An 18,304-nucleotide genomic window follows, 5' to 3' on the forward strand; every position below is an offset into this window, starting at 1 on the left:
AAAAAGTACATTGGCACACTATTGAGTTCTCAGACATCGTCACCACACAGCCATACGGCCCGCTTTAAGCGAAACGCAGTACTGCGAGTAAAGAAAATATTTGTTGTCAGGGCCTGTTTTCCTACCGCCTCTCTCCAAGAACCTCTGTTCCTGTGGGGCGCTGTCGGTCGCGCTGACTCATATAAAGTTACATACGGCCTTGAAAAAACACAAATATGCACTTCAAAGAAGGTTTTTATCCCTTCTTGAAGTGCACAAAGACAACCGTTTAACGCCGACATTGGTTGGCGCTCAGCGTGACCCAAACCAGCCCATGAGGCCCGGGCTAAACACGTTGGTCTTTTTAGCCATCCGGGGATACGCGGCAACCCACACAACGTAGATGATTGCCATCCCTGTGAACGTCCACCCCATCGCAACGTTGGGATTGATAAGCCACGCTATGAACAGTATGGCGATTGCTCCCGCTAGCGCAGTTGTGTAAAGCCACGTCGGTTTGTCGGTAATGGCGAAACTTAAAAGTAGTGACGTTGTAGCAAGACACACGATGGTGAACCCCGCTGGATTGCCGGTCCACATCATCGCTACCAGATCGGCCACGAGCGATAGGACCACGGGGATTGCCGTGCACAGCAACGTGGCCTTAGCCCAGGCACCGCGCGGCAGCCCAAAGGCCACTGCATCTTTGAGTGAGCTGCGGATTGAATCAGCAACTAGCGGCAGGACAATCAACGTAACAATGACACCCACGATGCCCACGGCGGCATCCCACAGCTTGCTCACCACGATGGTTATGGCTATTGCGATGGCTACACCGATCGCAGTCCACATCCACGCGCGGACCTGGGGACGCAACACAATTTGGGAGACCGGGGACGCTGAGAACCAGCCCGTCGAAGAATCACCATCGCTGCCTACGATGAGGGAGCTCGCGGTCATGCGCGATGGCTCGACGCGCTTGGCCACGCAGAATATCCACGCTGCCGTTGGCGCGATGAGAGTCCACCACGGAAAGGCGAAGGGCGCGCTAACAAGAATGAGCACAAGCGTCAGGGAAGCATTGATTCGCCGGTGCCCATTCCACACCCGGGTGCTCAACCCAAAGGTCAGATAACGCGTGAAATCAGGCTGCGAAAGGTAAACCATAAGGACCATAAAGAGTGAGTAACCAATGGCCCACCCTTGCCCGCGATCCATTCCCAGCACCGGAAGGACAACAATCCACAAGGCAAAAAAGAAGCTGTTCCAGCTCAGCGCCATATGTCTATAGAGCTTCATCATGCCTCCCCCAATGCCAACACTGCCTGTTCGAGGGATACCTCGCTGGCACGCAAACCCATTTCCTGGGCCATGTCGAAGACGTTGGTGGTGTGGTTGGGGCGGGCGTCGACAAGCGCGCGGTCTGCCACGGCTGAGGTTTCGCGCTCAAGGACCGGAAGCTGCAGGCGCCCCAGCGCGCGATCGAGAGCTTCGGCAGAGCCGGTGAGTTGGACGACGCCCTCAATGAACTCATCGATGGGTCCGGAGATCGGGCTCTCCCCCATCAAAGCCACGGTATCGAGCAAACCGGATAACTCGTTGAGGTGGTGGGTGGAGACAATGATGGTGCGGCCATGCTCCTCGCGTAAGACTTCGTAGAATACTTCCCGCTTGGAAGCGTCGAGGCCGAGATAGGGTTCGTCGAGAAGCATGTACGGCACCCCCGAAGCCACCGCGACAATGAAGCTCGCCGCCGACTTCTGCCCGCGGGAAAGCCCCGAGTAGTTCTCCATCGGGAGCTCGAAACGCTCCACCAATTCCTCGGCGCGCTCCTTGTTCCAGGTGGGCCAGCGCAGGCTGGCTACGGTGAAGACTTTCTTCACGTTCCAGCCTTCGGGCAAGGGGTTGTCGATACCCATAAGCACAACCTTGTTGAGCACCTTTTCATTGTCATAGGGCTTGTCACCATCGACCTTGATGCCGGAAGCATTCAGCTGTCCGGCAATCTTGCGTAGCAACGTGGTCTTACCAATACCGTTGGGGCCGACGAGGCCATGTGTGAGGCCGTCGCCGAAGGTGAAGTGTGGGGTGGAAATCATGAGTAGAGTCCTCGGCTTTCTGCGACAAGATCAATGAGGTCATGGAGCTGCTGGCGGGTATAGCCCAGGTGCACGGCTTCGTCGATCAGCGGCGCGGCGTACTCGGCTGCAAATTCTTGGCGACGCCGCGCGCGAATCATTTCGGCTGCACCTGAGGTGACAAACATCCCGATGCCCCGGCGCTTTTCGAGGATCCCCAGATCCACGAGAAGAGAAAGGCCTTTACGGGCGGTGGCGGGATTGATGCTATGGAAGGCGGCCAGCTCGTTCGTGGACGGCGCCTGTGCCCCTTCGGTGAGGGTGCCTTCGATAATGGCGTCCTCAATGAGCACAGCTATCTGACGGAAGAGCGGCTGCGCGGAGTTATCCATGCCGACTCCTTAGCTGGTTGGTTACTCATGTAACTAACCATATAACCATCCTTTAGTCCTGGCAAGACTGCATCGAGCCCTGACTTTGACCTGGGAATTCCCTCAAGGTTATCGACGTTTTGTGACTAATGGGGCACACTGGAACACACCGGCCTTAGGCTGGAAGACCTCACAGAAGTGACCTAAGAAAATTATTTAGAAGAAATAGAACGGAATTTAGGAGCCATGCTTGAACGAACACTTGTCTTCGTCGACACGTCATATCTACTCGCCAGTTTCTATAACTCATGGGAAACGGGTGCCCGAGCCCAGCTAGAGATTGATTTACCCGAAGTAGTCAGCTCCCTTGGTTCCATGATTGAGAACCAGGTTGGAAACCGTATTCACCGCCAATACTGGTATGACGGAATCCCGGATACTGGGCCCCACCGCTACCAGCGAGCGTTGCGCGTCTGCGATGGCGTGCAGCTGCGTACCGGCCAACTCATCGAATGGGGCGAGCGCCGCACCCAAAAAGCGGTGGATACCCGCCTTGTCGCCGACATGATCGTCTCCGCTATGAAGGGCCAAGTCACGGACTTTGTTTTGGTCTCCGGCGACGCCGACATGATCCCCGGAGTGCAGGAAGCCGTCAATAACGGCGTGCGCGTGCACCTCTACGGCTTCGGCTGGGATTCAATGTCCTCCGCTCTGCGCCATGCGTGTGATTCCACCACAATCCTTGATCCGCGCGAGGACTTCGCCGATGCAATGGAGCTCGAGGTTCTCGAAGGCCCGCTACCGCCGACCATCCGCGAACCCCAGAATTCCGAGGACGGCAGCGAGGACGTGAGCGATGCCGCTAGCGAGCTCGCTCCGGAATGCGAAGAACCTACCGAGGCACAAGCTGCTTTCCCCTCCGCACCGAAACCCGGGCCGGCCACTCCTTCTGCCGCGGCACAAGATGTGGCGGCCACGGCCGCTCACCCCGAGTCAGCAGCACCCAGCGTCCCCGCCGAGGACGAGGAGCCCTCCCAGCCTGGAACCGCTGCTCAGGAGCCTGCCGACAAAGAGTCGGAAGCAGACACCGAAGCCTCGAAGCCTGCTCCCAAGCCGGCCGCGCCAAAGCCGTCGATGATGGCACCGCGCCGCAAGCTACGTTCGAAGTACGTTCCGCTCCCTGAAGAAGTGTGGAGCTCCGCCGGGTTCCAGTCTCCCTTTGATGTGGGACAGCAATATGCCTCGTGGTGGTTCGACAACGCTGCGAGCGCTGATCAACGCGACCAGGCTCACCTGCTATCGGGCGGCGGGCTGCCACCGGAAATCGACCGCCCGCTGCTGCAGTTCGCCTGTGAAACGCTGCACGAGTACACGCTCACCGAAACCCAGCGCGTCAACCTGCGCGATGGCTTCCACTCGGGCATCCGCGGCGTGCTCATCAATATCCGCCGGCAAGATAGCTAAAACACCACAGAGACCTTTGAGAGCATAAGGCGCTGAAACTCCCAGGCCGCGCTACGCGGCCCGCTCTCAAAGGTCCCTTTTCTATGCGGTGATGTGGTCCGCGGTGGCTACTGCTTGCCCTCGGTGGTCTCCGATTCGGAACCAACACCAGCTTCGGTGCCAGTCTCAAGCGCTTGGTCGCTAGCGAAGGGGGAACCTTCGATCTCCTTATTCTTGGCCATCTCGGCGCGAATCTCGTCCAAGCGGGACGCGGCGGCCGTATCGTGACCCGCGGCCGAAATCTCCTGAATCCGGCTGCCACCAGTTGCCTGGTGCAGCTCCTGAGCGCCGAGGGCATCGGCGTAGCGCTTCTCAATCTTGGCGCGTACCGAATCCAACGTTGGCGTGGAATCATCGGGCTTGAGCTCGTTCATAGAGTCCAAGGCCTCAGCGTTCTTCTCCTGCATCGCTGCCTGATCAGCCTGGGACAGCAACTGGTCCACCTGCGCGAGCTGCTCCTTAAGGCGGGCCTCCGACTGCTGCTGCTGGGCCTTCGCCTGCTCGGCAGCTTGGGCGGCGGCCTCGTGCTGGGACTTCAGATTGGCCAACTCATTCTCTACGGCGACCAGCTGGCTCGCCACGACCTCTGCCGCTTGGTTGTACTCGGCGGCCTTCTGCGGATCCTCGGAAGCATCCGCCAGCTCCAGCGCCCGGCGGGTCTGGTCTTGGTAGTCCTTCTGGGACTTCACCAGGCGGTTGAGCTGCATTTCCAGCTGGGTTTTGCGTCCAATAATCTCCGCCGCATGTTCGGAAATCTGGCGATGTTGCTCTTTCGCACCTTCCACGGCCTGCTGGATCTGGACCTTGGGGTCAGCGTTCTCGTCGATCTTCTGATCGAAAGAAGCCATCACATACTTCCAGCCTTTGCTAAATGGATTTGCCATCGCACTCACTCCTTAGTGGTTCCTGCAACAGTATTTAATGCAGCTCTTATTAGTGGCCTATATAAAAAGACGCTTTCCTGCGAGTGTAGCGATACTCACAGGAAAGCGCGCGCGGCGGGCGTACTTGGCCCTCCGCACCAAGGAGAAGTCTTCGGGACTATTCCGCCTTCTGGCTCTCCACCTGGGCGCGGACTTCGTCCATGTCGAGGGCCTTAACCTGGCCGATGAGATCCTCCAGGGCTGCCGGCGGCAGGGCGCCAGCCTCACGGAAGACCAGGATGCCATCGCGGAAAACCATCAAGGTAGGGATGGACTGAATCTGCAGCTTCGCAGATAGCTCCTGGTTGGCCTCAGTATCCAGCTTGGCAAACGTAGCATCAGGGTGCTCTTCAGATGCCTTCTCAAAGACCGGGCCGAAGCGCTTGCACGGGCCACACCATTCCGCCCAGGCATCGACGAGCGTGATGCCGTCGGCAGAGATGGTCTCCTGGAACGTGTCCTCAGTAATGTCAATCGTTGCCATGTTGTTCCTATCAGTCTCGGGGATTTTTGTCGGTTCTATCAACCCTCAACGGTACACAAGACTCGATTATTCCTTGCGCGTATACCCCAGGGGGGTATATTCTTGGCAGTAGCATTAACCGTTAAGAAGAGAGAAGGATTCATCACCATGAGCACCACAACCTACACCGTTACCGGCATGACCTGTGGCCACTGCGAGCTTTCCGTCAAGGAAGAGATCTCAGAGATCAGTGGCGTAACCGACGTTACTGCCGACCACACCACCGGCGCAGTCACCGTCACCGGGGAGGGTTTTAGCGATGAGCAAGTTGCTGCTGCCGTCGCCGAAGCCGGCTACGAATTGGCCTAAACACCATGACTACCAGCCTCACCCTCGGCATCACTGGGATGACCTGTACGTCGTGCTCCTCCCGCGTCGAGCGCAAACTCAACAAACTCGACAACGTTGAAGCCACGGTCAACTTCGCCACGGAGTCTGCCTCCGTGAGTTATGACCCTGCAACGACGACGCCCGCCGATCTCATCGACGTCGTCGAAGGCGCGGGCTACGGAGCCTTCACCATGGACGGTGAGGGGGAGGAACCAGCAAGCACGGCGGAGGATGCTCGCGAGAGCGAAGCCTCCGACATCCTTCAGCGCACCCTGCTCTCTGCGGCACTCTCCCTACCAGTGATGCTGCTTTCCATGGTCCCGGCCCTGCAGTTTCAGCACTGGCAGTGGGCCTGCTTGATGCTCACGACACTCGTCTACGTCATCGGCGGAGCACCCTTCCACCGCGCTACCTGGGCCAATCTGAAGCATGGCGCTGCCACGATGGATACTCTCATCACACTGGGCACTACCGCCGCTTTCGGTTGGTCCCTCTACGCGCTCTTTTTCGGCGATGCCGGAATGCCCGGTATGACCATGCACATGACGCTACGCTCCAATGACGCGCAGATGGACCACATCTACCTCGAATCCGTCGGCATGGTTATCACCTTCCTGCTGCTTGGACGGTGGTTTGAGCTCAAAGCTAAGGGGCGCTCCTCCGAGGCGCTCACCACGCTGCTGACTATGGGGGCTAAAGAAGCCACCGTGCTTCGCGACGGCACCGAAACCCGCATTCCCGCCAGCGAGCTCCACGTAGGCGATGTTTTTGTGGTCCGTCCCGGCGAGAAGATCGCCACCGATGGCGTGGTTCTCAGCGGTCATTCCGCCGTGGATGAATCCCTGCTCACCGGCGAGTCAATGCCGGTTGAGGTTTCACCCGGCAGCACGGTGACGGGCGCTACCATCAACGCCTCTGGGCGCCTTGAGGTGCGCGCCACCCGCGTTGGCTCCGACACCGTTTTGGCCCAGATGGGCGCGCTGGTCACTGCGGCCCAGACCTCGAAGGCCCCTGTACAACGTCTCGCGGACCGCATCGCCGCCGTCTTTGTCCCGATCGTCATCGGCATCGCTCTCCTCGCCCTCGTGGCACACCTGTTGTTCGGTGGTATCGCCCCAGCCTTCGTGGCCGCCGTCTCCGTCCTCATCATCGCGTGTCCGTGCGCCATGGGCTTGGCGACGCCCACCGCAATCCTCGTGGGCACCGGGCGCGGCGCCGAACTGGGAATCCTCATCAAGGGCCCGGAGATTTTGGAATCGACGCGCCAGATCGACACCATCGTTCTAGATAAAACGGGCACCATCACGGAAGGCCAGATGTCGGTGGGAGCAATCCAATCTACGGCAGGGCACACGCAGCAGGACGTTCTTCGTCTCGCCGCGGCCGCAGAGCAGGGCTCCGAGCACCCCATCGCACGCGCCATCCGCACGGCTTACGACGGCGAGCTCCCCACAGCCGAAGACTTCCACGAGCTTCCCGGCCAAGGCATCGAGGCAACGATTGAGGGCGCGCACGTGCGAGTCGGCCGGCCGCCTGCGGGCTATGAGGGCACCGGGACCCAAGTCGGCGTCTACGTCGATGACACCCTGGCAGGCTCCATCGAGCTGCAGGATCGCATCAAGGAATCCTCCGCCGCCGCCATCGCAGCAATGCACAAGCTAGGACTTACACCCCACCTACTCACCGGGGATAACGCCGGCGCGGCGCGTGCAGTGGCGCGAGCCGTTGGCATTGATGATGCCAACGTGACAGCGGAGGTCATGCCCGCAGACAAAGTGGATACTATTGCTCGTCTGCAGGAGCAGGGGCGCACTGTGGCCATGGTGGGCGATGGCGTCAACGACGCCGCAGCGCTCGCGCAGGCGGACCTCGGAATCGCGATGGGCGCGGGAGCAGACGTGGCCATCGAAGCTTCCGATATCACGGTGATGAACAACGACCTGCGCTCCGTTGCCGAGGCAGTGCGACTCGCGCGCAGCACCCTGCGCATCATCAAGGGCAACCTATTTTGGGCCTTCGCCTATAATATTATTCTTCTTCCTGTGGCAGCGTTTGGCCTGCTCAACCCCCTACTGGCGGGGTTGGCAATGGCCCTGAGCTCAGTCTTTGTGGTGACCAATTCTCTGCGGCTGAAAAGCTTTACCCCCGAGGAGTAAGCTTAGCCTGCATGAATCGTCTTGATCATCGCTCTATCTCACGCACGGAGAGGCTCGACCGCCTTCCCGTCACTGGAAAACACAAACGTCTCCTCTTCGGCTCCGGCATCGGCTGGGCGCTCGACGCCATGGACGTGGGCCTCATCTCCTTCATCATGGCCGCTTTGGCCGTGCACTGGGGGATCACACCGACCCAATCCTCCTGGCTGGCGTCCGTGGGCTTCATCGGCATGGCCTTGGGCGCCACCTTCGGCGGCCTCTTGGCCGATAAGTTCGGCCGCCGCCACATTTTTGCTCTGACCCTGCTGGTCTATGGCCTTGCCACGGGCGCTTCTGCCCTGGCAACGGGCCTCACGCTCCTCATCATCCTGCGCTTCTTCATCGGACTTGGCCTCGGCGCTGAGCTGCCGGTGGCCTCCACGCTGATTTCCGAGTTCGCACCGCTCAAGGTGCGCGGGCGCATGGTCGTTCTGCTGGAGGCCTTCTGGGCGGTGGGGTGGATCCTCGCTGCGGTAATTGGAACGTTCGTGGTGGGGGCGTCGGAAAGCGGCTGGCGCTGGGCCCTAGCGCTCGGCATGGTGCCCGCGCTCTACGCTCTCTATGTACGCCTTCACTTGCCTGAATCAGTGCGCTTCCTAGAGTCGAAGGGCCGCCACGAGGAAGCAGAAGAAATCGTCGCTTCCTTTGAGGCCGAGGTAGACGAGGCGGACATTGACCGCACGACCCCGGCACCGACCTACTCCGAGGAAGATGTCACCGCCACCAGCATTTGGTCAAAGTCCTTGCGCGGGCGCACGCTGGCGCTGTGGACCATCTGGTTCTGCGTCAACCTCTCCTACTACGGCGCCTTCATTTGGATTCCGTCACTGCTTGTCGCGGATGGCTTCTCCCTGGTGAAGTCCTTCAGCTTCACGCTGATTATCACTCTCGCCCAGCTACCCGGCTACGCCGCAGCCGGCTGGCTCATCGAGGTCTGGGGCCGCCGCTCGACCCTAGCGATATTCCTCGTGGGTTCCGCCCTGTCGGCCGGGTTCTTTGGTTTCGCTAACACTGAAGCCATGATCATCCTGGCCGGTTGCCTGCTCTCCTTCTTCAACCTTGGCGCGTGGGGTGCGCTGTACGCCATCGGCCCGGAGCTCTACCCCACCGCCCTGCGCGGGCGCGGTACCGGTGCGGCAGCTGGCTTCGGCCGACTCGCATCAATCCTGGCACCGCTCATCGTTCCGCCGCTCATCGCGGTGGCAGGAACGGGCTCGCTCTTCGCGCTGTTCGCAGCAGCCTTCGGCCTCGCAGCTGTAGCAGCACTGACACTGCCAGAGTTCAAGGGCAGGACCCTTGCTCAATAGGGTCGCCCTTGGCGCGTGGATCGCGGTCATGGCCGCGCTCACCACGCTTAAGCCCTTCTATCAGATTGGCTACCTCTGGAAGCCGGAGAACCAGCGAGTTCGTGACCTGCGTTTGGTGCCACTTGATGAGTTCTCCGGAGGCACCTGGTTTGGCCCGCTTTTTGAGTATGCGGGCAATACCGCCTTTTTCATTCCTTTCGGCATGCTCGTCTTCAGCATGTGCCGATCAATCAAGGCAACGGCCGCGTGGGGATTCGCGCTGAGTTTGGCACTGGAAACAGTCCAGTATGCCTTCGCGCTAGGACGCACTGATATTGATGACCTCATCTTCAATACGATCGGCGTGCTCATCGGCGCGGCATTCGCCCGGCTTTGTGGCGAGCGCTTCTTCCCGGTGTGGCGATGGCTGGCGCTCGCCGCGGCTGCGGTCTTCTTGGTCTTGGTCATCCTCGGCCCACGGTTGGGTGACCCCAACGCTGTCGTGGACCTGTAATTTAACCGTGCGCCATGTTGACGAACTTGGAGTAGTGCAGCTGGTGCGCCACCTTCACCGTGTCGATCGGGCCGCCACGGTGCTTGGCCAGGATGATATCCGCCTCACCGGCGCGGGGATCATCGCGGTCTTGTGAGTCTGGGCGGTAGAGCAGCATAACCATATCGGCGTCCTGCTCAAGCGAGCCGGATTCACGCAGATCCGCCAGCTGCGGCTTCTTATCGGTACGGGATTCTGGACCACGGTTCAGCTGCGAAATCGCGATGAGCGGAACTTCCAGCTCCTTGGCCAACAGCTTGAGCTGGCGCGAGAACTCCGAAACCTCTTGCTGGCGGGACTCCACCTTTTTGCCTGAAGACATCAGCTGCATATAGTCCAGCACAATGAGGTCTAGACCGTGCTGCTGCTTGAGGCGGCGGGCCTTGGAGCGAATTTCCATCATGGTGAGGTTCGGGGAATCATCGATGAACAGAGGCGCATCCTGGATGCGGTTGAGGGTGTCATCGATCTTGGCCCAATCCTCCGTGGACACGCGGCCACCGCGCATATCCGACAGCTTCACTTCCGCCTCCGCAGACAACAGGCGCATGACGATCTCTGAGGCAGACATCTCCAGGGAGAAGACCACGGAGGTCTTGTTATGCTGCAGTGATGCCGAGCGCATGAAGTCCATGGCCAGCGTGGACTTACCAACGCCAGGGCGGGCGGCGACGATGATCATCTGGCCGGCACGCAGACCATTGGTCAGGTTATCGAGGTCGATGAAACCGGTGGGCACGCCGGACTCCACGCCGTTTTGTTGCAGGGCGGCGAGTTCATCAATGGTGGGATCGATGAGATCACTCAGCGCACGGTAATCCTCGGTCGTTTTCTTCTGCGCGACAGCGAAAACTTCCTGCTGGGCGCGGTCCAGCACGGACTCAATCTCCATGTCTTCGGAGCCTTGGAAGCCGAGTTGGACGACTCTTGTTCCAGCGTCCACCAGCTTGCGCAGCACCGCCTTCTCCGCGACAATCTCCGCGTAATAGCGGGCGTTGGCAGCGGTTGGCACCGTGGCCAACAGGGTATGCAGGTAGGGCGCACCGCCAACGCGCTCGAGGTTGTTATATCGATCGAGTCGGGCCGCCACAATCACCGCATCAATGTCGGTGCCTGCGGCATAAAGGTCAATCATGGCCTGGTAGATGAGCGTGTGCGCAGGATAGTAAAAATCCTCCGGCTCCAGCTCTTCAATGACCTCCATGACCGTGTTCGGGCTCAGGAGCATAGCACCAAGGACGCCTTGTTCTGCCTCACGGTCCGCGGGCGGCTGACGGAATTCGCCGTAACGCTTAGGCTCCTCCTGCCGGTAGGAGCGGCGGGGTTCCTCCTCTACCGGCTCCGGTGGTGGTGGAACCTGGTCATCATCAAAACTGGCATTAGTCATTGCTCATTAATCCCACCGTTCATTAATCCCACCCTGGCCGTGTGCCTGAAATCCTCACTCTTCTCCGCGCCGGACGGCCAGGCTTCGATGCAGTGCCGAGCGGCAACCGCGCGTTGTACACAACAGTCTAGCTGAGGGTCAAGACACTACCCCTTGGGCATAACTCCCATAGTTATCCACAGAGACCTGTGGAATTCCCAGGTCAGCAAAGACACGGTGTGCAAAGACAGAGGTCAGGGCTGTGGATAACTTTGCAGCGCTGTGACCTGCGATGATTATTTCCACTGGTCAGGATAGGTTTTTCCTAGTGTGAAAATCCGCACAAAACCGGTGGAAAAGTAGGCCCCCATCTGAATATCGCCCCTACCAGCGGGTTAACACCGTGCGCCGTGAGTAAATTCACCGTTAACTCACCACCGAGTTATCCACAGATAGTGCGAGTTATCCACAGTTTGAGTCTTTCCCCAAATCTCTATCCCCAAAAGCCCACAAAACGGCCTGAGGCCGTGCTTCCTCTCACCACCTCACATAGTGGGAGGAGCACGGCCTCAAGCCTTGCTGTTGTCTTAAGGTCACGTCCTGCGTACCGGCGCCGCGCCTCACACGCGGGCGGACGGAGGGTGACCGTCGTGCGCCTTAGTTCTTAGGCAGCGACGACCGAGAAGTTCACCTTGCCGATAACGTCAGCGTGCAGCTTCAGCTCGACTTGGTAGTTGCCGGTCTTCTTGACCAGGCCCTTGGGAAGCACAACAATGCGCTTGTCCAGCTTCGGGCCGCCAGCGGCGGCAACGGCGTTCACGATGTCCTCTGCGGACACGGAGCCGAAGAGCTTGCCGGACTCGGAGGTCTTCACCGGGACGTTAACGTCCTTGAGCTCCTCCAGCTGGGTACGGATCTCGCGTGCATGGTCCAGGTCGCGGATTGCGCGAGCTTCCTGGGCGCGCTTGATGCCCTCGATCTGCTTCTCAGCACCGCGGGTGGCAACGATAGCCAGGCCGCGCGGAAGCAGGTAGTTACGTCCGTAGCCGTCCTTAACCTCTACAATTTCGCCGGGGGCGCCGAGGTTCTCAACGGCAGCGGTGAGGATCAGCTTCATGATCCCTGCCTTTCAATTGAGTTAAATGAATACTTGCGTGACAGTTTTAGAACGGGGGTTCTGCATCCGCACCACCAAAGCTTCCTGCTTGGGGTGCCGAATTCCACGGATCGTTGCTCGGAGCCGACTGCTGGGACTGCTGCGGGGCAGAGGACTGGGACTGGTTTCCAGAGAAACCACCCTGGTTTCCGGAGAAACCGCCTTGGTTGCCACCGCTGTAGTTAGCACCACCCTGCTGCTGGCCGCCATAGTTGCCGCCGCCGTTGCCGGACTTGCGGTTAACCTGAGCGGTTGCATAACGCAGGGACGGGCCGACCTCATCGACCTCAATCTCAAAAACAGTGCGGTTCTCGCCCTCACGCGTCTGGTAAGAGCGCTGGCGCAAACGGCCAGTAACGATAACGCGCATGCCCTTGGTCAGGGTCTCCGCAACGTTTTCTGCGGCTTGGCGCCACACGTTGCAGGTGAGGAACATGGCCTCGCCATCCTCCCACTGGGAAGTCTGCTGATTATAGCGACGCGGGGTGGAGGCAACACGGAAATTCGCTACTGCGGCACCCGCCGGGGTGAAGCGCAGTTCCGGGTCAGCAACGATATTACCGACAACCGTGATGTTGGTATCTCCCTGAGCCATGTCTTTACTCCTTAATATCGGTTACGTGGATTGCTCGAAACCCAGTATCCGCTATTTGCTGTCGGTGCGCAGAACCTTGGTACGCAGGATGGAGTCGTTCAGGTTCAGACGGCGATCGAACTCGAGAACGGAGTGGGATTCACACTCCAGCTCCACGACTGCGTAGATGCCCTCTTCCTTCTTGTTGATCGGGTATGCAAGACGGCGCTTGCCCCACACGTCAACCTTTTCGACTTTGCCGCCATCCTTGCGGATTGCCTCGAGGAACTTGTCTAGGGACGGGGTTACGGTGCGCTCATCCTGATTAGGATCCAGAATGATCATGACTTCGTAGTGACGCACGGACCTCATCACCTCCTATGGTCTAGTAATTGGTATCGGCCATATCACCTTTGCGGATATGACAGGAGGGTCTGTTGCGTCAAGCAACCCTCACACAGTACCGCACTGACCGGCGGAAAAGGAAATCCCCTATCTCCTCGGCCGCATCTAGTGTGTCGCCGCGACAAAGATCGCCGAACCAGCAGGAATCACAGTGAGGAACAAGAGAGCCAGCAGCCCCAGCACAATGGGCCAGGTGCGGTCTTGAGAGCGTTGAAACAGGTAATAGGCGCTCAACACGCAGATAAAACCCAGCGTGATGGAGATGATGCCCAGGATCGTCATAGTCATAGCGCAAAATCCCCCGCCAATGGATCCCTACCGCCGTGCGCCGCACGGACCTTATCTTCCGCTTTGCCCCACATCTGACGGATGATCAGCACACCGATGGCAATGATGAAGCCATCACGAGTAATCACGGCGATATCCAGCATCTCGTGCGGCAGGCCCTTATTCTCAGCCCCAAGCATGTGCCAGGTAAGGATGGGCCAGAGGAGGGCGTCGGCAAGCGCCCAGCTAAAGATGAGGCGCCAACGTGGCAGGGCCAAGAGTGCCGGTACGACGAGCCACAGTGAGTACTGCGGCGACCACACTTTGTTGAAGATCAGGAAGGCCATGATGATGAGATAGATCATCTCAGCTACCCGTGGCGCACGCGGCGTAGTAAGCCCCATAATGGCGATGGCAGCGCAGCACGCCAGGAAGGCCACGAGGGAGAAGGTGTTGAGGAATTCGGCTTCGAAGCCCACGCCCGTCACGCGACTCAACAGCGCATAGATCGTGGTCCACTCCGCACCGCGCTCTTGATTGAGCCTGAAGAACTCGCCCCACGCTTCGGGGTAGGCCAGTGCCACGGGAAGGTTCACCACGAGCCACGTGGCAATGGTGGCGACCAGCATCTTGAAGAAAGGTGCCCACCGTTTATGGCGGATGGCCAACACTAAAAACGCACCCAGGATAAACAGGGGCCACAATTTAAAGGCCGTGCCAAGGCCGATGAGGATACCGGCAAGCCAATTCTTGCGCTTCGTCACTGCGAGTAGCGCACCCACCATGAAGGCCACCGACGGAATGTCCCAGTTTGTAAAAGCGTGAATAACCACGAGCGGGCTGGCCGCCATGAGGATGGTGTCCCATGCCCGGTTCCCCGTGAGCTGAAAAACCATCACCACGGTGCCGACCCACACGAGAGACATGATGAACGCGGTCAGTCCGAAGTACCAGCTGACATCTGCCATCCCAAGCCACTCGACGGCCGGATAGGTGGTGCGCGCCAGCCACCCGACGGCTCCCTGGAAGAGGCCGGCCAGTACTGGGTACTCCATGTAGCGGGTGAGATCGCCCTCAACCCAGGAATAGGCATAGGGGAAGCCCGGCTGATCGAGTCCGCGCCCACCATAGAGAGGGACGATGTCGTTATAGCAAAAGGCCGTGTATTGGCGGTTGCCATCCCAGTTCAGGCTGATGAGGCCATCCTCGCCCCGGCGACTACCCGCACAGGTTGCCTTACTCAAAAACCCAAACGCCAAAAACGTCCACGCCAGGGTGATAACCACGCGCAAGGGTGTCCACCACCCAGCATAAGCCGAACGAGCAAAGCGCCCCGTCGGCCCACCCAGGGCGTCGACCGCGTTATGGGTCATAGACTCAGATGAGAGAGGCACGATCCGCGAAGTAGTGTGATAGCTCACCGGGCGATCAATCTCCTATTGACCAAGTAATTGGTCGAGTCCATCTCCGTTGAGAATGTCATCAAGTGAAGGGACCTCGGGCTCTGCGGGTTCGGCCGGTTGCTCAGGCTGGGCCGGCTGCGCCGGGGCATCACCATGCCCCTCGTCATGGTGTTGGCCTTCCTCTGGTTTTGCCTCGCCCTCGCCCTCAGCGGCTTCGCCCTCCGGGCTTGCCGGGGTCTGGTCCCACGTCGTGGTCTGGCTCGGGTCATAGACATAGCCCGAACCCCAACTGCCGACGCCGTAGTTGATCGGATAGGCCTGCGGGAAGGTCTGCTGCTCGACGTTAGCCAGAGAAGTGTCCAAGATGGACTTCCAGATCTTCGTCGGTGCGTCCGAGCCGTACATGATGCCGCCCCACTGATTGAAAATCGCGGAGGTGTTGTCGGCCGTGCCTACCCACACTGCTGTAGCCAGCTGGGGCGTGGAACCGACCATCCACGCATCTTTGTTCTGACCGGTGTCACCCAGCTGCGTGGTACCAGTCTTAGACGCAGACGGGCGCCCGCCAGCTAGCGCGCCATTCGACCATGCGGCAATTGGCTGCATCGCGGAGATCACGTTGTTGGCCACGTTGGCGGAGACACGGCGTTCACCGCCGTCGGTCGGGTTCTCGTAGAGGACTTCGCCGGCAGCGTTTTCTACCTTTTCCACGAAGTGCGGCTGATGCCATATGCCTTGGTTGGTCAAGGTGGCCATTGCCGTCGCTATATCGAGCGGACGCGACTGGTACTGGCCCAGCACGATGCCCTCGTACGGCGTTCCACCATTTTCAGTGAGGGTCTTTTCAATCCCCGGAAGACTGCGCGGCACGCCCAACGCATGCGCCATATCCGCGGTGTCCTGCGTCTTGTTTTCCAAGTCATCCTGGAGGCGCAGGAAGGACGTGTTATAAGAATTCTTCATTGCCTCAGCGATGGAGCAGCTACCGCAGCCGGCACCCACGTCGTTGGTCACGAGCTGCGATCCAGGCAGCTGGTAGGGCGCCGAGGAGTAATAAGTATTGAGATCGATGCCCTGCTGGAGCGCTGCGGCCAGGGTCATAATCTTGAAGGTTGAACCTGTCTGCAGCGGGGAATTGGCATAATCCCAGCCGCCAGAATCATCGCCGCCATAGTAGCCGCGCACGGCACCCGTAGCCGGGTCAATGGTGACCGCCGCTGCACGTGCATCTTCCTGCAGCACTCCCAGCTCTGCATGAGCAGCATCCGTCGACGCATTCTGGACGGTCATATCAATGGTTGTCGTCACCTTCAGGCCACCAGTGGCCAGCTGATCCTCGGTGATGCCCACACGGGACAGCTCATCGATGACCTGGTTCTTGATGTGGCCATAAGCGCCTGGCGCTTCGGTGTAAGCGGAATACTCAGACGGATCGCGAGTTTCCGGGAAGACCAACTGATCGCGTTCAGCCTGATCCAGGTCACCCATCTCAACGAGGCCATCCATGACGTAGTCCCAACGAGCATGAGAACGTTCCTCATCTACCCACGGATCAAGGACAGACGGTGACTGGATAACGCCCGCGAGCAGCGCGCCTTCTTCCTTCGTGAGGTCCTTGGCGTCCTTATTGAAGTAGGCATTGGAGGCAGCCTCGATGCCGTAGGCATTGCGGCCGAAATAGACGGTGTTGAGGTAGGCGTTCAGGATGTCCTCTTTGGCCCACTCATTGGTCATCTTCACCGAATAGATGAGCTCACGGATCTTGCGGACGTAGGAATACTCGTCACCAACTAGGGTGTTTTTCACGTATTGCTGGGTGATGGTGGAACCACCACCGGCGGTGCTATCACCCGTGAGCTTGCCCAAGACGGCGCGGCCCAGACCAGTAAAGGAGAAGCCCGAGTTGGTCCAGAACTCACGGTCCTCGGCAGCGAGGACCGAGTCCTCCACATAATCCGGGATCTCTTCCAACGTCACCTGACGGCGGTTGCCTTCCGGCGGAACGAGCTTGGCCAGTTGAGTTTCACCATCGCCGGCGACGATGGTGGAGATCTGGCTCGGCTGCAGCTCCTTGGGCCCGGGGACGTCGTATTGCGTATACGCGTAGCCGAAGAGCAGGGCAGGAATGCCCACTAGTACAAACAAAACAGCCAGCACGATCCACGGCCAGCGGCGTTTAGAGCTGGATGAATGTCGTGCGCTGCGCGAGGGGCTCTTCCGACGTTTACCGGCCTTTCGCCCAGAGGTTTCCTTCTCGGTCACTGATCCGTGTCCTCATCAATCCTGTACAGAAACTGTAAATATATGCAGCTTACCGGCGCGAACTGGGAAGCCAAAACTACCCTAGAGCATAGACCGTGGCGGCTCGAAGCAGATGATTCCAGCGGCACGCCGGACACACTTCCACGAAGTGCACGGTAAATTCCAGCCCTTCTGCGGCCATGTCCGCAATTTCCGCAGCGCTCCGCGCACTTCCCGCCCGGCGTTTTAAAGCATCTCCATAAACCCAACGGGTCAGTCGCATGTCTGATTCACACACCGGGCACGGCTTGCGCATGTCGACGCCATGGTGTTCCGCCGCCGCGCGAAGGAGAAAGTCGGCATCGCATAGCTCTTCGCGCGTCACCTTTCCCGCGCGAAGCTCACGCAGATGCTGTGCACGCTCCCATTCATAAGAGACTTCGTTGCGGTAGGCCACTTCTGGCCTTGTCTTTGCAGACTCTGCCTTTGACGGAGAATTCACGCCGGACAGTGTAGTGCCGGCGGCGTCAACAATCTAGGCCCTTTCATAGTGCTTCGCGGTGGGAAACCAAATTTTTTAATCGGCTAACTACCGCTCCGCGAAATTACTAGCTACACTTATTTTCCATGAGTGAAGAAACTATCGAATCCCCCATCCCTTACGAGGATGCCCTGGAAGTCGCCCGCCAGATCCAGCCCGCGCTCAACAAACTCATGCTCATTTTCCAGCGCACGACAGAAGGCACATCCCTCACCACGTCGCAGGTCTCCATCATGAACCAGCTGCGCATGCGCGGCCCTTCGCGCGTGAGCACCATCGCCCAGGCAGAGCTCATCCGGATGCCTACCGCCTCCAATGCGCTGTACCAATTGGAACGCCAAGGTTTCGTGGAACGGCACCGCGACGAAAAGGACCGCCGCGGTGTGCTCGTCGCCCTTACCCAGCTCGGTGAATCCGAGCTGACCATCGTCTCTCGCCAGCGTGCGGCAGCTTTGGCAGAGATCCTGCGTTGGCTCGATCCGGACGACATCAAGGATGCCAACTCCCTAGTTAACCTGATCTCCAAACTGGCCGATGTCTACCGGCCAATCATGGAAGGGAAATAGACCAAAAAGTGCCGGTAGAGCGGATTTTATTTTCCGGCATGAAG

At 59.2% G+C, this 18,304-nt stretch carries 19 protein-coding genes; 6 read left to right on the plus strand and 13 right to left on the minus strand.

The window, feature by feature from the left end; all coding sequences use genetic code 11:
- Positions 1-291 precede the first annotated feature (291 nt).
- Genes HMPREF2996_RS00680 through HMPREF2996_RS00690 form a run of 3 tightly spaced genes read right to left on the minus strand, consistent with a single transcriptional unit; the run spans position 292 to position 2,449 of the window.
- Complete coding sequence (locus tag HMPREF2996_RS00680) at positions 292-1,281, minus strand: hypothetical protein (RefSeq protein ID WP_246822959.1); 990 nt, start codon at positions 1,279-1,281, stop codon at positions 292-294.
- Positions 1,278-2,078, minus strand: coding sequence for an ATP-binding cassette domain-containing protein (locus HMPREF2996_RS00685; RefSeq protein ID WP_070729669.1), 801 nt, complete (start codon positions 2,076-2,078; stop codon positions 1,278-1,280). The genes HMPREF2996_RS00680 and HMPREF2996_RS00685 overlap by 4 nt, the downstream gene beginning before the upstream one ends.
- A complete protein-coding gene (locus tag HMPREF2996_RS00690) occupies positions 2,075-2,449 on the minus strand; it encodes a GntR family transcriptional regulator (protein WP_070444724.1) in 375 nt (124 codons plus the stop codon). Before HMPREF2996_RS00690 ends, HMPREF2996_RS00685 begins: the two co-directional genes overlap by 4 nt.
- 225 nt (positions 2,450-2,674) lie before the next feature.
- Between HMPREF2996_RS00690 and HMPREF2996_RS00695 the strand changes: the two genes are divergently transcribed.
- Positions 2,675-3,892 (plus strand): NYN domain-containing protein, encoded by a 1,218-nt coding sequence (locus tag HMPREF2996_RS00695; RefSeq protein ID WP_070729670.1) that lies wholly within the window; start codon positions 2,675-2,677, stop codon positions 3,890-3,892.
- Positions 3,893-3,999: 107 nt separating this feature from the next.
- On the opposite strand, the gene HMPREF2996_RS00700 is transcribed toward HMPREF2996_RS00695, so the two are convergent.
- Entirely contained in the window at positions 4,000-4,815 is an 816-nt protein-coding gene (locus HMPREF2996_RS00700; RefSeq protein ID WP_070444720.1) for a PspA/IM30 family protein, read from the minus strand.
- Positions 4,816-4,972: 157 nt separating this feature from the next.
- Positions 4,973-5,338 carry a thioredoxin gene (gene trxA / locus HMPREF2996_RS00705; RefSeq protein WP_070644737.1) on the minus strand — a complete coding sequence of 122 codons (366 nt, stop codon included), beginning with the start codon at positions 5,336-5,338 and terminating at the stop codon, positions 4,973-4,975.
- 147 nt (positions 5,339-5,485) lie between these two features.
- Between trxA and HMPREF2996_RS00710 the strand changes: the two genes are divergently transcribed.
- Genes HMPREF2996_RS00710 through HMPREF2996_RS00725 form a run of 4 tightly spaced genes read left to right on the plus strand, consistent with a single transcriptional unit; the run spans position 5,486 to position 9,702 of the window.
- On the plus strand, positions 5,486-5,686 hold the full coding sequence (locus HMPREF2996_RS00710) for a heavy-metal-associated domain-containing protein (RefSeq protein ID WP_010187886.1): 201 nt from the start codon (positions 5,486-5,488) through the stop codon (positions 5,684-5,686).
- Between the two features lie 5 nt (positions 5,687-5,691).
- A complete protein-coding gene (locus tag HMPREF2996_RS00715; RefSeq protein ID WP_010187888.1) occupies positions 5,692-7,863 on the plus strand; it encodes a heavy metal translocating P-type ATPase in 2,172 nt (723 codons plus the stop codon).
- Positions 7,864-7,874: 11 nt separating this feature from the next.
- On the plus strand, positions 7,875-9,209 hold the full coding sequence (locus HMPREF2996_RS00720) for an MFS transporter (protein ID WP_010187889.1): 1,335 nt from the start codon (positions 7,875-7,877) through the stop codon (positions 9,207-9,209).
- Between the two features lie 28 nt (positions 9,210-9,237).
- On the plus strand, positions 9,238-9,702 hold the full coding sequence (locus HMPREF2996_RS00725) for a VanZ family protein (RefSeq protein WP_070716925.1): 465 nt from the start codon (positions 9,238-9,240) through the stop codon (positions 9,700-9,702).
- Position 9,703: 1 nt separating this feature from the next.
- On the opposite strand, the gene dnaB is transcribed toward HMPREF2996_RS00725, so the two are convergent.
- From dnaB to HMPREF2996_RS00765, 8 genes are all read right to left on the minus strand, one after another.
- Positions 9,704-11,128 (minus strand): replicative DNA helicase, encoded by a 1,425-nt coding sequence (gene dnaB, locus HMPREF2996_RS00730; RefSeq protein WP_010187892.1) that lies wholly within the window; start codon positions 11,126-11,128, stop codon positions 9,704-9,706.
- Positions 11,129-11,771: 643 nt separating this feature from the next.
- Entirely contained in the window at positions 11,772-12,224 is a 453-nt protein-coding gene (rplI, locus tag HMPREF2996_RS00735; RefSeq protein WP_010187895.1) for a 50S ribosomal protein L9, read from the minus strand.
- Positions 12,225-12,270: 46 nt separating this feature from the next.
- Positions 12,271-12,858, minus strand: coding sequence for a single-stranded DNA-binding protein (locus HMPREF2996_RS00740; RefSeq protein WP_070644734.1), 588 nt, complete (start codon positions 12,856-12,858; stop codon positions 12,271-12,273).
- Positions 12,859-12,909: 51 nt separating this feature from the next.
- Positions 12,910-13,200, minus strand: a complete 291-nt coding sequence (gene rpsF, locus HMPREF2996_RS00745; protein WP_210384564.1) for a 30S ribosomal protein S6 — start codon at positions 13,198-13,200, stop codon at positions 12,910-12,912.
- 147 nt (positions 13,201-13,347) lie between these two features.
- On the minus strand, positions 13,348-13,530 hold the full coding sequence (locus HMPREF2996_RS00750) for a hypothetical protein (protein ID WP_010187901.1): 183 nt from the start codon (positions 13,528-13,530) through the stop codon (positions 13,348-13,350).
- The gene (locus HMPREF2996_RS00755; protein WP_141757465.1) at positions 13,527-14,882 is read right to left on the minus strand and encodes a glycosyltransferase family 87 protein; all 1,356 of its coding nucleotides are present in this window, start codon (positions 14,880-14,882) and stop codon (positions 13,527-13,529) included. Before HMPREF2996_RS00755 ends, HMPREF2996_RS00750 begins: the two co-directional genes overlap by 4 nt.
- Before the next feature lie 63 nt (positions 14,883-14,945).
- On the minus strand, positions 14,946-17,174 hold the full coding sequence (locus HMPREF2996_RS00760) for a transglycosylase domain-containing protein (protein ID WP_070444706.1): 2,229 nt from the start codon (positions 17,172-17,174) through the stop codon (positions 14,946-14,948).
- A 76-nt stretch (positions 17,175-17,250) separates the two neighbouring features.
- Positions 17,251-17,610: a DUF5318 family protein gene (locus HMPREF2996_RS00765; protein WP_070644730.1), complete on the minus strand. Its 360-nt coding sequence runs from the start codon at positions 17,608-17,610 to the stop codon at positions 17,251-17,253.
- Between the two features lie 170 nt (positions 17,611-17,780).
- Here HMPREF2996_RS00765 and HMPREF2996_RS00770 point away from each other — a divergent pair, with 170 nt between their 5' ends.
- Positions 17,781-18,260 (plus strand): MarR family winged helix-turn-helix transcriptional regulator, encoded by a 480-nt coding sequence (locus tag HMPREF2996_RS00770; RefSeq protein ID WP_070524207.1) that lies wholly within the window; start codon positions 17,781-17,783, stop codon positions 18,258-18,260.
- Positions 18,261-18,304 lie beyond the last annotated feature (44 nt).

It is taken from the genome of Corynebacterium sp. HMSC066C02, from assembly GCF_001814945.1.
Taxonomy (GTDB): Bacteria; Actinomycetota; Actinomycetes; order Mycobacteriales; family Mycobacteriaceae; genus Corynebacterium; species Corynebacterium aurimucosum.

What these genes read in the sequence shown, in the direction of transcription:
- HMPREF2996_RS00680 (WP_246822959.1), bottom strand. Translation starts at nt 1,281, where the DNA reads ATGATGAAGCTCTATAGACATATGGCGCTGAGCTGGAACAGCTTCTTT.
- HMPREF2996_RS00685 (WP_070729669.1), bottom strand. Translation starts at nt 2,078, where the DNA reads ATGATTTCCACCCCACACTTCACCTTCGGCGACGGCCTCACACATGGC.
- HMPREF2996_RS00690 (WP_070444724.1), bottom strand. Translation starts at nt 2,449, where the DNA reads ATGGATAACTCCGCGCAGCCGCTCTTCCGTCAGATAGCTGTGCTCATT.
- HMPREF2996_RS00695 (WP_070729670.1), top strand. Translation starts at nt 2,675, where the DNA reads ATGCTTGAACGAACACTTGTCTTCGTCGACACGTCATATCTACTCGCC.
- HMPREF2996_RS00700 (WP_070444720.1), bottom strand. Translation starts at nt 4,815, where the DNA reads ATGGCAAATCCATTTAGCAAAGGCTGGAAGTATGTGATGGCTTCTTTC.
- trxA (WP_070644737.1), bottom strand. Translation starts at nt 5,338, where the DNA reads ATGGCAACGATTGACATTACTGAGGACACGTTCCAGGAGACCATCTCT.
- HMPREF2996_RS00710 (WP_010187886.1), top strand. Translation starts at nt 5,486, where the DNA reads ATGAGCACCACAACCTACACCGTTACCGGCATGACCTGTGGCCACTGC.
- HMPREF2996_RS00715 (WP_010187888.1), top strand. Translation starts at nt 5,692, where the DNA reads ATGACTACCAGCCTCACCCTCGGCATCACTGGGATGACCTGTACGTCG.
- HMPREF2996_RS00720 (WP_010187889.1), top strand. Translation starts at nt 7,875, where the DNA reads ATGAATCGTCTTGATCATCGCTCTATCTCACGCACGGAGAGGCTCGAC.
- HMPREF2996_RS00725 (WP_070716925.1), top strand. Translation starts at nt 9,238, where the DNA reads ATGGCCGCGCTCACCACGCTTAAGCCCTTCTATCAGATTGGCTACCTC.
- dnaB (WP_010187892.1), bottom strand. Translation starts at nt 11,128, where the DNA reads ATGACTAATGCCAGTTTTGATGATGACCAGGTTCCACCACCACCGGAG.
- rplI (WP_010187895.1), bottom strand. Translation starts at nt 12,224, where the DNA reads ATGAAGCTGATCCTCACCGCTGCCGTTGAGAACCTCGGCGCCCCCGGC.
- HMPREF2996_RS00740 (WP_070644734.1), bottom strand. Translation starts at nt 12,858, where the DNA reads ATGGCTCAGGGAGATACCAACATCACGGTTGTCGGTAATATCGTTGCT.
- HMPREF2996_RS00750 (WP_010187901.1), bottom strand. Translation starts at nt 13,530, where the DNA reads ATGACTATGACGATCCTGGGCATCATCTCCATCACGCTGGGTTTTATC.
- HMPREF2996_RS00755 (WP_141757465.1), bottom strand. Translation starts at nt 14,882, where the DNA reads ATGACCCATAACGCGGTCGACGCCCTGGGTGGGCCGACGGGGCGCTTT.
- HMPREF2996_RS00770 (WP_070524207.1), top strand. Translation starts at nt 17,781, where the DNA reads ATGAGTGAAGAAACTATCGAATCCCCCATCCCTTACGAGGATGCCCTG.